The organism is Streptomyces sp. NPDC088915 (assembly GCF_044749825.1).
Lineage (GTDB): Bacteria > Actinomycetota > Actinomycetes > Streptomycetales > Streptomycetaceae > Streptomyces.
In genome coordinates, this window is record NZ_JBIVIR010000001.1 from 505418 (window position 1) to 518313 (window position 12896).

13 protein-coding genes are annotated in these 12896 nt (G+C 73.3%); 7 read left to right on the forward strand and 6 right to left on the reverse strand.

The window, feature by feature from the left end; all coding sequences use genetic code 11:
* Positions 1-40: 40 nt before the first annotated feature.
* Both ACIP5O_RS02435 and ACIP5O_RS02440 read right to left on the reverse strand, forming a co-directional pair.
* Positions 41-1276, reverse strand: coding sequence for an MFS transporter (locus ACIP5O_RS02435; RefSeq protein ID WP_401287584.1), 1236 nt, complete (start codon positions 1274-1276; stop codon positions 41-43).
* Positions 1273-2022, reverse strand: a complete 750-nt coding sequence (locus tag ACIP5O_RS02440; RefSeq protein ID WP_401287587.1) for an alpha/beta fold hydrolase — start codon at positions 2020-2022, stop codon at positions 1273-1275. Before ACIP5O_RS02440 ends, ACIP5O_RS02435 begins: the two co-directional genes overlap by 4 nt.
* Before the next feature lie 19 nt (positions 2023-2041).
* Here ACIP5O_RS02440 and ACIP5O_RS02445 point away from each other — a divergent pair, with 19 nt between their 5' ends.
* The 3 genes from ACIP5O_RS02445 (at position 2042) to metK (ending at position 5505) form a co-directional block, all read left to right on the forward strand.
* On the forward strand, positions 2042-3751 hold the full coding sequence (locus tag ACIP5O_RS02445) for an amino acid adenylation domain-containing protein (protein ID WP_401287590.1): 1710 nt from the start codon (positions 2042-2044) through the stop codon (positions 3749-3751).
* 74 nt (positions 3752-3825) lie between these two features.
* Positions 3826-4218, forward strand: a complete 393-nt coding sequence (locus ACIP5O_RS02450; protein WP_401287593.1) for a hypothetical protein — start codon at positions 3826-3828, stop codon at positions 4216-4218.
* Between the two features lie 63 nt (positions 4219-4281).
* A complete protein-coding gene (metK, locus tag ACIP5O_RS02455; RefSeq protein ID WP_401287595.1) occupies positions 4282-5505 on the forward strand; it encodes a methionine adenosyltransferase in 1224 nt (407 codons plus the stop codon).
* Positions 5506-5559: 54 nt separating this feature from the next.
* On the opposite strand, the gene ACIP5O_RS02460 is transcribed toward metK, so the two are convergent.
* From ACIP5O_RS02460 to ACIP5O_RS02475, 4 genes are all read right to left on the reverse strand, one after another.
* Complete coding sequence (locus tag ACIP5O_RS02460) at positions 5560-6186, reverse strand: response regulator transcription factor (protein WP_401287598.1); 627 nt, start codon at positions 6184-6186, stop codon at positions 5560-5562.
* Positions 6187-6235: 49 nt separating this feature from the next.
* The gene (locus ACIP5O_RS02465) at positions 6236-7153 is read right to left on the reverse strand and encodes a Gfo/Idh/MocA family protein (RefSeq protein WP_401287601.1); all 918 of its coding nucleotides are present in this window, start codon (positions 7151-7153) and stop codon (positions 6236-6238) included.
* An 8-nt stretch (positions 7154-7161) separates the two neighbouring features.
* Complete coding sequence (locus ACIP5O_RS02470) at positions 7162-7491, reverse strand: hypothetical protein (RefSeq protein WP_401287604.1); 330 nt, start codon at positions 7489-7491, stop codon at positions 7162-7164.
* A 112-nt stretch (positions 7492-7603) separates the two neighbouring features.
* Positions 7604-8785, reverse strand: a complete 1182-nt coding sequence (locus tag ACIP5O_RS02475) for a pyridoxal phosphate-dependent aminotransferase (protein WP_401287606.1) — start codon at positions 8783-8785, stop codon at positions 7604-7606.
* Between the two features lie 91 nt (positions 8786-8876).
* Here ACIP5O_RS02475 and ACIP5O_RS02480 point away from each other — a divergent pair, with 91 nt between their 5' ends.
* The 4 genes from ACIP5O_RS02480 (at position 8877) to ACIP5O_RS02495 (ending at position 12827) form a co-directional block, all read left to right on the forward strand.
* The gene (locus ACIP5O_RS02480) at positions 8877-9188 is read left to right on the forward strand and encodes a hypothetical protein (protein WP_401287608.1); all 312 of its coding nucleotides are present in this window, start codon (positions 8877-8879) and stop codon (positions 9186-9188) included.
* Between the two features lie 360 nt (positions 9189-9548).
* Positions 9549-10067: a DUF2617 family protein gene (locus tag ACIP5O_RS02485; RefSeq protein ID WP_401287610.1), complete on the forward strand. Its 519-nt coding sequence runs from the start codon at positions 9549-9551 to the stop codon at positions 10065-10067.
* Positions 10068-10141: 74 nt separating this feature from the next.
* Positions 10142-11803, forward strand: a complete 1662-nt coding sequence (locus ACIP5O_RS02490; RefSeq protein WP_401287612.1) for a polyamine aminopropyltransferase — start codon at positions 10142-10144, stop codon at positions 11801-11803.
* Positions 11804-11903: 100 nt separating this feature from the next.
* Positions 11904-12827 carry an SRPBCC family protein gene (locus ACIP5O_RS02495; protein WP_401287614.1) on the forward strand — a complete coding sequence of 308 codons (924 nt, stop codon included), beginning with the start codon at positions 11904-11906 and terminating at the stop codon, positions 12825-12827.
* The last annotated feature ends 69 nt before the right edge of the window (positions 12828-12896 follow it).

Below are 12896 nucleotides of genomic sequence, written 5' to 3' on the forward strand. Positions count from 1 at the left end.
CGCCGACGCGGCTGTGGTCGATCGGTGGTGCTCGGACCGTTCAGACGGCGAGCGGAGCCGGGTCGGCCTCTCCCGCCGTCGCACGGCGGCTCTGCGCCCACCGGACGGCCGGGGCCATGAGCAGGCCGCCCGCGAGGAACACCCCGCCGAGCACCAGCCAGCCGGGCGTGCCCCAGTCGACGAGGAGCAGCGTCAGCGAGACCGGGCCGAACATCTGGACCGCTGCGATCCCGGTGTTGAACAGCCCCTGGTACTGGCCCTGCTTGTCCGCCGGGGCGAGTTCGTAGCCGATCACCCAGGAGCCGGCCGACTGCACCATCTCGCCGTACACGTGCAGGGCGGCGGCGACCACGAGGGCCGCCGTGGCGGCTGCCCCGCCGCGGCCCGCCGAGAGGGCGAAGGCGAGGCAGGAGGCGAGCAGCACCAGGCCGGCCGTGCGGAAGGAGCGGATCGCAGGTTCCAGGGAGTCGATCTTCCTGGTCACCCTGACCTGGAGCGCGACGACGGAGAGGGTGTTGAGGAGGAGCAGGACGGCAGTCAGCGAGCGGGGCGCGTCGGTGTGCAGGGAGATCCAGAGCGGCATGATCACGCCCAGAATCGGGATGTACAGCAGCATCACCATGTTGATCAGGGCGAGCAGCGCGTACGGGCGGTCGCGGAGCACCGCGAGCCGCGGCTCGCCGGGCGCGCGGTCCGCGGCGACGGGCGCGGCGGGCAGCCGCAGGAACAGCAGCCCGCACACCACGAAGCTGAGCGCGTTGATCGCGAACATGAGGAGGTACGAGGTCCGGGTGTCCCACAACAGGGCGAGACCGCCGAGACCGGCACCGGCGGATATGCCGAGGTTGGTGAAGACCCGGATCCTGGCGCGGACGAGCACCAGTTTCTCGCCGCTGAGTACCGCCGGGATCAGCGCCTGCCGGGCGGCGTGCGCACCTCGGTCGAACGTCGCGTAGAAGGTCGCGATGACGACGAACAGCGGGAAGGACTCCGTCGCCAGGTACGCGGTGGTGGCGAGGCCGGCCAGCATCAGCAGGACGACCGCGGTGCCCCTTGCGCCCTTGCGGTCGGCGAGGTGCCCGAACGGAACGCCCGCGAACAGGCCGGCGATTCCCGCGATGCTGAGGCCGAGGCCCAGCTGGGTCGGCGAGAATCCCGCGATCCGGGTGAAATAGAGCACGGAAACCGTCAGGAAGACACCGTTTCCGAAGGAATTGGCGAGCGTTCCCAGGAGCAGCATGCGCCCCGGACCCCGCTCGATGAAACCGAACTTCATGCGGCGCATTCCCTCTCGTCCGTCCCGCCGAAATGGTTCCGATAGAACGCGCGCATGGCGGAGGTGATGTCACCGGTGTGACGGAGACAGTCGGCGTGCGTGCCCTTGACGAATTCAAGGGAGAAGCTCGCGCCGTCACGGCGGGACAGGCGCTCGCGCTCGTCCGCCGGGATCTTGGCGCTGTCGTCGGCGGCCAGGACCAGCAGCGGGATGCCGAGCCGCTCCAGCAGGTCCGGGAGGTGACCGAAGTCGTACGTCCAGCGCAGCAGGCTCCCCTCGGCCCACTCGTCCGCCACGTGCAGGTGCGGATGGGCGTCGAAGGACTGGTCGACGACGACCACGCTGCGGACCCGGGGGGCACCCCAGGTGACGGCGGAGACCGCCGCGACGAGGCCGCCGTACGAGTAGCCGACCAGGTGCAGTTCGTCCGGGAGCACATCGGCGAAGCGGTGCAGGTCGGCGGAGAAGTCCATCACGGAGAAGCCCCAGTCGGGGCACGGGCTGTCGCCGTGGCCGCGCAGGGAGGGGTGGACGGCCACCGCGCCCGCCGGGCACAGTGCGTCCCCGATCGGCCGCAACTGCCGCTTGTCGCCGCCGAATCCGTGCAGCAGCAGCATGCTTCCCGGGGCCCCGCCGGCCCGTGTCGCACCGGGCACGGTGTCGTAGTCCAGCAGCTCGATGCCACTGGAGTGACCGGCCAGGGCCGGTCCGGGAAGGACGTGCCCTTCAGGATCGAGCGCGCTCATCGATAAACCCCCTTGGGAAATGACCGAATGCAGCGACGGCGGCAGGGAACCGGCGGACCGCCGGAGGGATCGGGGCGGATGCTGCTCGCCGGACCTCGATCAGATTTCCCGGTCGGCGCAGGGGTGTCAACGTTCCCCGGTGTCCCCAGAACCGGGGACACGACGGCAGGTGCGGGAGCCCCTTCCCCTTGCCTACGGTTTATCGTCCGCCACAGTCGGAGGGATATCCGTGGGAATTGCGCTCATTCATCAGGCTGTCACCCGTCAGGCACGCCTGACGCCGGACGCGGTCGCGGTGGTGGACGGAGACACCCGTCTCGGGTACGCGTCCCTGGACGCGGCGGCCGGCCACTGGGCCGGGCTCCTCGCCCGGGCCGGGGTGGGGCCGGACACCCTCGTCCCCGTACTCCTGCCGCGCTCGGCCCGGCTGTACACGGCGCTGCTCGCGGTGCTCAAGTGCGGTGCCGCATATGCCGCGTTGGACCCGCGGTGGCCGCGCGAGCGGGTTGAGGAGGTGCTCCGGCAGCTGGACGCTCCGGTGCTCGTGTCGGACGCGGAGGAACCGTACGGCGATACCCCGTCGTGGCGGCCGCCGGCCCTCGGGGACGAGGAAGGTGCCGAGAACGGGTTCGTCGCGTACGACGGGACGGCCGACGCGCCCGCCGCCGTCTTCTTCACCTCCGGAACCAGCGGCACCCCCAAGGGCGTGGTGTCCCCGCACGCGGCCACCACGCGGCTCTTCGCACCGGACGGTCCGCTCGCCTTCGGCCCGGGCACCGTCATGATGCAGGCCTCACCCTCGCCCTGGGACGCCTTCTCCCTGGAGCTGTGGGGGATGCTCACCACCGGCGGCACCTGTGTCACCGCGGCCGAGGACTACCTGCTCCCGGACACCGTGAGCCGGCTCGTCACCGCCCACGGCGTCGACACCGTCTGGCTGACCGCCTCCCTCTTCAACCTGCTCACCGAGATCGACGTGGACTGCTTCGGCGGGCTGCGCCGGCTCTACATCGGCGGCGAGCGGCTGTCCGCCCCGCACGTCGGCCGCTTCCTGGCCCGGCACCCGGGCATTCGACTGCTCAACGGGTACGGACCGGTGGAGAGTTGTGTCTTCGCCACCGTCCATCCGATCGGCCCGGAGGACTGCGACCGGGAGCACGGCGTCCCCATCGGGCGTGAGGTCCCCGGCACCCGGATGCACGTCCTCGACGACGCAGGACGCCCGTGCGACCCCGGCACGGTCGGCGAACTGTGCGTCAGCGGGGCCGGATTGGCCTGCGAGTATCTCGGCGACCCCGCGCTCACGGCCCGCCGCTTCCTCGCCCCCGCCGCCGACGGGACCCGCCCGCGCACCTACCGGACCGGCGACCGGGGCTTCCGCGACGCGGACGGCGTCCTCCACTTCACCGGGCGCACCGACCGCCAGGTCAAGATCCGCGGCAACCGCGTCGAGCCCGAGGAGATCGAGGCCCACGCGGCCCGGCTGCCCGGCATCGCCCGCTGCGCGGCCGTCCCCGTCCCCGGCGTGCTGGGGAACTACGACCGGCTCGCGCTCTTCTACACGGCAGCCGGGGAGGAAGCCGGAACGCCCGAGGCGCTGCGGCGGACGCTCGGCCTCGAACTCCCCCCGTACGCCGTCCCCGACGTCGTCCAGCGGGTGGACCGGCTCCCCGTCACCGCCAACGGCAAGATCGACCGCCCGCGGCTGCTCGCCGGCCTGGGCACCTGACCCCGGACGACGGCTGATCCCGGCGGCCGACCGCACCGGCCCCCGTCGCACCCCTCCACGAAAGGCCCCTTCCGATGCCCGTCATCACCCTCATGTCACCCGATCCCGGCCCGGGCCGCCCGGCCCTCGCGCGGCTGGCCAAGGCGGTCACCGGGCTCCTGGGCATACCGGCGGAGCACTGCTGGGTGTTCTGGCAGCGGCTCGACGCCGACGCGGCGCACCGGCCCGACTGGCGGGACGACGGCTCCCCGTGCGCTCCCGTCGGCTTCGTCACCTGCAAGGAGACGTACCCGAGGGAACTCGTTTCGGAGCTGCTGCTGTTGCTGCGCGACGAGCTGAGCACGTTGCTCGCCGTCCCTGCCGACGAGGTCTACCTCGTCGTCCGACGGGCCGTGCCGGACGAACTGCTCGTCCGGGGAAACGTGTGGCGGGGAGACGCCGAGGTCCCCGCTCCCACCGGTTCCTGACCGCCCCGGCCGGCTTCCGGCCACCCCCGTCCGCCCCGTACACCGCCCCCTCGGAGGAGCTCCGTGTCCCGACGTCTGTTCACTTCGGAATCCGTCACCGAAGGACACCCCGACAAGATCGCCGACCAGATCAGCGACACCATTCTCGACGCCCTGCTCAAGGAGGACCCCTCGTCGCGGGTCGCCGTGGAGGCCCTGATCACCACGGGCCTGGTCCACGTCGCGGGCGAGGTGACCACCTCCGCGTTCGTCCCGATCGCCTCCCTGGTGCGGGACCGGATCCTCGACATCGGCTACGACAGCTCCGCGCAGGGCTTCGACGGCGCCTCCTGCGGGGTGTCCGTGTCCATCGGATCGCAGTCTCCGGACATCGCCCAGGGCGTCGACCACGCCTACGAGGTGCGGACGGCGGAGGGGGCGTCCGCCGACGCCGACACCGGGGGCGACGCGGACGCGATCGGCCGGCAGGGCGCCGGCGACCAGGGGATCATGTTCGGCTTCGCCTGCGACGAGACCCCCGAACTGATGCCGCTGCCGGTCATGCTGGCGCACCGGATGGCCCGGCGCCTGGCCGCCGTACGCAAGGACGGCACGCTCCCCTACCTGCGGCCCGACGGGAAGACGCAGGTCACCATCGAGTACGACGGTGACCGGCCGGTCCGGCTCGACACCGTCGTGGTCTCCGCGCAGCACTCCGACGACCTCGACCTCGACTCGGTGCTGGTCCCGGACATCCACGAGTGCGTGGTGGAGCCCGAGCTGGCCTCGCTCGACATCGACACCCGCGGCTACCGGCTGCTCGTCAACCCGACCGGGCGCTTCGAGATCGGCGGTCCGATGGGCGACGCGGGCCTCACCGGTCGGAAGATCATCATCGACACGTACGGCGGGATGGCCCGGCACGGCGGCGGCGCGTTCTCCGGCAAGGACCCGTCGAAGGTGGACCGTTCGGCGGCCTACGCGATGCGCTGGGTCGCGAAGAACGTCGTCGCGGCCGGTCTCGCCCGCCGCTGCGAGGTCCAGGTCGCGTACGCCATCGGCAAGGCCGAACCCGTCGGCCTCTTCGTCGAGACCTTCGGCACCGAGACCGTGCCCGTGTCGCGGATCCAGGAGGCCGTCGGCGAGGTCTTCGACCTCCGGCCGGCCGCGATCGTCAGGGACCTGGACCTGCTCCGCCCGATCTACGCCCAGACGGCGGCGTACGGCCACTTCGGGCGCGAACTGCCCGACTTCACCTGGGAGCGCACGGACCGCGCCGAGCGCCTCCGGCTCGCGGCGGGAGCCTGAGCCGGAGGTGGGCAACCGGACGGGAGGCAGGGGCTCGGCTGTGGCCGGGCTCCGTCAGTCCCAGCCGTACGCCATCGCGGCCCGGACCAGCTCGGCTTTGTTGCCGAGGCCGAGCTTGCTCCGCATCCGCTTGACGTACGTGTCCACGGTGTGGTGGCTGATGCCGAGCCGACGCGCAATCTGATGGTGCGTCAGTCCACGGGCGAGCATGCGGATCACCTGCCGTTCGCGTACGGACAGCAGCGCGGCTTCCTCCTCCGCGGTCTCCCCCTCCCGCTCCGTCCCGCGCGACCGCACGGCCGCCTCGCGCACGGCGGCGGCCAGGGCCACCGGATCGGACCGCTCGGAGAGATAACCGTTGACGCCCGGGCAAACGCTCTCCAGGTGACCGGTCGAGGGCATGAGCAGGACGCAGGACGCCCGGGTCACGGCCGCCTCGGCGGGCGTCGCCCGTTCGGGCGGCCGGTCCAGCACGAGGACGTCCAGACGCTCCGGCAGCTCGCGGACGGAGTCCCGGGAGCCGCCGGGGTCGTCCGGGCCGCCGGAACCGCGAGAACCGCCGGCGGCGACGTCGTACCCCGTGCTCAGGACGTGGACCCGCATGTCCGGCGCCTCCGAGAGGGCTTGGCTCACGGCCCACTCGATCAGCGGATGGTCGTGGATCAGTCCGATCTCGAACAACGGAACCCTCGCAGTGTCGTACGGTCGGGAAGGCTCGGGCGGGGCGCGTTCACGCGCGCAGCGCCTGCAGTATCCGGGTCACGGGACGCGCGCCGTCCAGATGGCTGTGCCGGGGCCGGTGCCCCGTCCTCATCGCCTCGGCCATGTCCTGGTAGACGAGCCGCCGCAGCATCGGGAGCGGCAGGACGGGCCAGACGTCGTCGACGTCACCGATCCGCGCGCTGACCGTGCCGTCGTCGACGGACAGGCAGTTGGCGGGGCCGAGCACCCGCAGCCGCTCGGACGAGGCGGCCGCCTCCGAGGTCGCGGTGAAGGAGAGCGTGGCCCCGCTGCCGAACTCGATGACGCCGGTGGCCCGGGTGTCGATGCCCCGGCACATCTCCCGGCCGGGGGCGAGCCAGAGCCCGGCGGGATCGCCGAGCAACTGGCAGGCCAGGTCGAGGTAGTGGACCGCGAGGTGCGCGACGGCGCCGCCCAGGGCGGCGGCGGGGTCCGACCGCCACGCCGTCCGGCCGAAGTGGGCCGGGGACCGGAACCGGGACACCTCCAGCGTCCCGGTCAGCGAGGGATCGGACCAGTCGGCCGCGCACACCGTCTCCGGCAGCCGGAGGCGGTGCTGGAGCATGACGCCGATGGGCCGGCCCGCCTGCTCCGCGACCGAGACCATCCGGTCGACCTCGTGCTCGGAGAGCGCGGGAGGTGCTTCGAGGAGGACGGCCTTGCCCGCCCGCAGGGCTTCGAGGGCCAGGTCGGCCCGTCCGCCGGGCGGGAGGCAGAGGCCCACCAGGTCGACCTCGGGGTCGGCGAGCACCGCGCCCCAGGAGGGCACGCGCCGCAGCGAGCCGGTGGCCAGGGCGTCGTCGGCCTCGACCACGGCGGTGACCCGGAACTCGGTGGTCCCGGCCAGGGCCTCGGCATGCTGGCGTCCCGCCACGCCGAAGCCGACGATCGCGACGTTCACGCCCACGGCCGCGGCTACCACCAGCCGTTGTCGTCGCCCGGCGCGTTCACCACCGAGGGAGCGGTGGTGGCCGGCGCGGCGGCCGCGACAGCCGTGATGGCCGGGGCCACCGTCGGCGCCGCGAGGGCGTGGCCGGCGACGGTGGCCTGTGCGGCCAGCAGCAGGCCGGTGGTGACGACGAGTACGCGTGTGCGCAGGGTCTTGCTCATGGTGGTGTCCCCCCGAGACGTGTGGAGCGGCGAGGCGCGGCAGGCTTCTGCGCACCCCGCCGTGGTGCCTGTGGGGTTCATGGTGTGCGCCTGGCGGGCGGTGATCAATGCCTCGGGGTGGCGGTCAGTGGCCATGACGCCTCGTTGCCACACCCTGCCGCGTCTCATATGATGAGACGAACTTGCGGTGCTGGGCGCTGTGCCGATATGTCGCGGGCCCTGCCGGACCTCTGCTCGGGACGAAGAGTCAGGTCGAGGACGCCAGGCGCTGCAGGCGGCCGACGGCCTCGGTGAGGACGTCGTCCCGTTTGCAAAAGGTGAAGCGGACCTGGGTACGGCCGGCGTCGGGGTCGTCGTAGAAGACGGAGTTGGGGATGGCGACGACGCCGCAGCGTTCGGGGAGGGCGCGGCAGAAGGCGTAGGCGTCCTTCTCGCCGAAGGGGGTGACGTCGGCGGTGACGAAGTACGTGCCCTCCGGCTGGTGGACCTCGAAGCCGGCCGCACGCAGGCCGTCGCCGAGCAGGTCGCGCTTGCGTCGCAGGTCGGCGCGGAAGCCGTCGAAGTACGCGTCCGGCAGGCGGAGCGCCTCGGCGATCGCGTACTGGAAGGGGCCCGCGCTGACGTACGTCAGGTACTGCTTGGCGGTCCGGACCGCGGAGAGGAGCGGGCCGTCCGCCGTGACCCAGCCGACCTTCCATCCGGTGAAGGAGAAGGTCTTGCCGGCGGAGGAGATGGAGACGGTGCGCTCGCGCATCCCGGGGAACGTCGCGATCGGGACGTGGGCGGCGCCGTCGAAGGTCAGGTGCTCGTACACCTCGTCGGTGACGACGAGCAGGTCGTGTTCGACGGCGAGCGCGGCGATGGCGCTCTGCTCCTCGGTGGTGAGGACCGTTCCGGTCGGGTTGTGCGGGGTGTTGAGGAGCAGCAGGCGGGTGCGCGGGGTGATCTTGGACCGCAGCTCGTCCAGGTCCGGGCGGAAGGACGGGGCCCGCAGGGTGAGGGGGACGCGCTTCGCGCCGGCCATGGCGATGCAGGCCGCGTAGGAGTCGTAGAAGGGCTCGAAGGCGATCACCTCGTCACCGGGCTCCAGCAAAGCGAGCATGGCCGCCGCGATCGCCTCCGTCGCGCCCGCGGTGACCAGGACGTCCGTGTCCGGGTCGAAGGTCAGGTCGTAGAAGCGGCGCTGGTGGTCCGCGATCGCCGTCCGCAGCTCGGGGACGCCCGGGCCCGGCGGGTACTGGTTGCCCCGGCCCTCCCGCAGGGCGCGCACCGCCGCCTCCCGGACCTCCTCCGGGCCGTCGGTGTCGGGGAAGCCCTGGCCGAGGTTGATCGCCCCGGTCCTGGCGGCGAGTGCGGACATCTCGGCGAAGATCGTCGTACCGAACTCGGCGAGGCGGCGGTTGAGCGGCGGTCGTGTCATGCCCGCCATCCTGGGCCCAACCTCTGGACTTGCTCAAGTGTGCTTTGGGCCGGGAACGGCCTGGGAATCCCCCTCGCACAGAAGAACGGGGGCAGTACTCATGGCACTCATCGGCACCTTCCTCGTGGTGGCGGCCGTCGTCGTCATCGGCCTCGTCACCACCGCCGAGAAGCGGCGCGCGGCCGCCGCCCGGCGCGCGGCCATCCGCAAGGCCCTCACCGCGTACCGCGTCGCGGCCGCCCGCTCCGGGAGCGGGAAGCGGAGCGGCCGGCGGAAGAGCGGCGGCAGCGGCAGTGACAGCGGCGGCAGCTGGATCGGCAGCTCCTGCGGATCGAGCAGCTCCTGCGGTTCCGGCAGCTCCTGCGGGGGCGGCGGATCGAGCTGCGGGGGTGGCGGCTGCGGCGGCAGTTGAGCGGGCGGGCCGCCGGCCACGGGGGTGTCGGCGGCCCGCCGGTACGAGCACGCGGGCGGACGGAGGCCGCCGGTTTTCGGCCGGCGGCCGTCGCGAGCACACGGGGCCGTCCGCCGGCGTGCGCCCCGGCGGCCGATTCCGGTTGAACAAGTGAACTGTGGGGTCCCCGAAGGGGTTGGAAACCACGGCAAGTTGGGTAAAAACGCTGCGAGTCGTCCGGCGTCCGTGGTTCTCTCGCTCCTGACAGAGACAGCCCTCGGACCGTGTGTGGACCCGAGCCGGCGATTCCCCACTCCCGTTGAAATCCTTCACCGGGGCGCCCCCGGCCCACCCGTCAAACCGTGTTTGCGGAGCCGACCCATGCTCACCACCCTGAAGACCTCCTACACCGACACGCGCGCGGCCGACCTGGCCTGGGCGCTCGGGCGCGAGCCGCTGCCCGCCCTCGCCGTCCTCGACCTCGAACTCTCCGGCGCCAAAATCCAGTTGAGGCTGCTCGGCGCCTCCCACCAGGTCCTCCTGGAGGAGGAGGGACGCACCTGCTCGGAGACCGTGGCGTGCATGCCCGGCAGCAGCACCCCCCTCCCGCTCGGCGTCTCCAAGCGCGTCGGCGGCTGGGAGTACGAATTCGCCGCGCGCGTCGAGACGCTCTCGGACGGCTCCTTCGCGGGCCGCGCCCAGGAGTTGCTCGCGCTCGTCGCCGACCATCCCCACGGACTCGCCGGCACCTTCCCCGGCTCCCCGCACGCCTTCACCGCCCTCCTGGCCCAGCGCCACGAGGGACAGGTGCGGTGGCGCACCTGGCACGCCTACCCGCAGGAGGGGCAGTTGGTGGCGACCAGGACCAGGGTCGGCGCGCGTATGCCCGCCGCACTCTGATGCGCCCCCCGAAAGCCCCGTGTGCACCCGTGCGGGTGACGAGGGGCGCTCGGGCCGTGACGTAGCGTTACTGCATGATCGAGCCGACCGTGACCATGCGACCCCAGGAGCGGGTGCGGCGGGCGCCCGCGCGGCGGCCCGCCCGGCCGCGCGAGGCGGTGCGGTTCCCGGTCCTCGCGGTGGTCTTCGTCTGCGCCGCCTGCGGCCTGGTCTACGAGCTCGAACTGGTGGCGCTCTCCTCGTACCTGATCGGGGACTCGGTCACCCAGGCCTCCGTCGTGCTCTCCGTGATGGTGTTCGCGATGGGTCTCGGCTCGCTCCTCGCCAAGCGGCTGCGCTGTCGCGCCGCCGTCGGCTTCGGCCTGGTCGAGGCCGCGCTCGCGCTGGTCGGCGGCTGCTCGGCGATGGTGCTGTACGCGGCCTTCGCCTGGTTCGGCGAGTCGCGGTACGTGGTCGTGGCGTTCTCGCTCGCGATCGGGGTCCTCATCGGCGCGGAGATCCCCCTCCTGATGTCGCTGATACAGCGGACCGGACGGAAGGGGGCGCCCGGGGAGCAGGACGACGCGGCCGGGACGGTCGCCGACCTCTTCGCCGCCGACTACGTCGGCGCGCTGGTCGGCGGCCTCGCCTTCCCGTTCCTTCTGCTCCCCTGGCTCGGCCAGCTCACCGGCGCGCTCGTCACCGGCGCGGTGAACGCCGTCGCGGGCGGCGGGCTCGTCCTGTGGGTGTTCCGCCGCGACCTGACCGCCCGCTCCCGGGCCCTGCTCCTCGCCGTGAACCTGGGCGTCCTGGCCGTCCTCGCCACCGCGACCGTCCTCGTCGACGACTTCGAACAGGCCGCGCGCCGGGCCGTGTACGGGGAGCACGTGCGGGTCGCCGTCCACACCGACCTCCAGGAGGTCGTGGTCACCGGGGGCCCGGAGGGGCCGCCCGACCTCTTCCTCGACGGCCGGCTCCGGGTCTCCGGCGAGGACGAGTACCGCTACCACGAAGCGCTCGTCCACCCCGCGATGAACGGCCCGCACGCGCGCGTCCTCGTCGTCGGCGGCGGGGACGGGATGGCCGTCCGCGAGGTGCTGCACCACCCCGGCGTCCGGTCCGTGACCGTCGTGGAGCTCGACCCCGGGGTCGTCCGCCTCGCCCGCACCGATCCGGCACTCGCCCGGCTCAACGGGCGGGCGTTCCGCGACCCGCGCGTCCGGGTGGTCCACGAGGACGCCTTCCACTGGCTGCGGGGCGCCGCCGACCGGGTGCGGGAACGTTACGACGTGGTCATCTCCGACCTGCCCGACCCCGGGATCACCCCCAGCACCAAGCTGTACTCGGAGGAGTTCTACGGGCTCGTGGCCCGGGTCCTCGACCGGTCCGGGCGGTTCGCCGTCCACGCCGGCTCGGTCACCGACCGGCCCCACACCTACTGGACGGTCGACTCCACCCTGCGCGCCGCCGGCTTCGCGACCCGGCCCTACAGCGCGGGCGGCCGCGCCCCCGGTTTCGCCGCGGGCCCCGACCGCGCCGACCGCGCCGCCGGTACGGGGCCGGGGCCCTGCGACTGGGGCTTCCTCCTGGCCGTCCCGGGCGACCGGCCGCCCGTCCTCGGCCTCGCCCCCGACGGGCCCCGGCCGCGCTCGCTCGACGCGGACGCCCTGGCGGCCGACGCCCGCCGCGCCGAACGGTCCCGGGGCGCCCAGGCGCCGCCCTCCTCGACGCTGGTGCACCCGCGGTACGGCGACTGAGGGGCGGGAGCGCCCGCGGTACGGCGACCGAGGGGCGAGGGGCCTCCGGTGCGGGGCGAACAGGCGACGCGGGGCCCCGGTCTGAGTAGGCTCGGCTCCCATGGAGCATGAGGTGTTCGTCCCGGTACCGGCCGAGGCCCTGCGCGCGACGCTCACGGACCCGGCCCGCGTGGTGCGCTGCGTGCCCGGTCTCCAGCGCGACGCCGACGCGGAGGGGGACCCCCTCGGAGGCCGGCTCAAGGTCCGGATCGGCGGCCACACCATCACCTACCGGGGCGCGCTGCGGATCGTCGAGCGGGACGGCGCCATCACCTACGAGGGCGAGGGCGTCGAGGCCCGGGGCAAGGGCGGGGCGGAGCTGTCGCTCACCGTGGTCCTCACCCCGGTGGCCGAGGGCACGAACCTGAGCTTCACGGGCGCCCTGTCGGCGACCGGCCGGCTGGCCGACGAGACGGACGGGACCCGGGCCGCGACGGGCGCCCGCCTGCTCGACCGGTTCGTGGAGGCGCTGGTGGGGGAGGCGGGGGAGGGCGCGGGTGCCGGTGCGGCCCCCGTCGCCGGTACCGATCCCGTACTCGGCGCACCTGACGTGCCCGACGTGCCCGACACACCCGGCGTACTCGACACACCCGGCGTACTCGACGGCGAAGGCCTCGACGGCGACCGTCTCGACGACAACGACGGGGTCGACGACGGCGTGGAGGAGCCCGGCGACCGCGACTCCGTCTTCGACGCGCCGGTGCCGCCCCCCGCCCTCGACCCCCTCGCCGACGAGGGCTTCGGGGACGTGCCGGTCGAGTTCCCCGCCCCGCAGCCCGCCGCCGAGGCCGCCCACGCGCGCCGGACCATGATCGGCCGGAGCGCCGAGGAGGTCGACCACGCCCCGCCGCGCGGCCGGTACGCCCCCGTCCCCGCCCCGGAGACGATCAGCGCCGGGGCCACCCTGCGCTGGATCGCCCCGGCCGCGGCCCTCGCGCTCGCCTCCGCCGTCGTCGTGGGCCGGGCCCTGCGGCGCCGCCGCTGAGAACCCGCTCAGCGGCGCCGCCGAAACGGTCGGCCGCGTTCCGTGCTCCACGGGCTTAGGGTCGAAGCG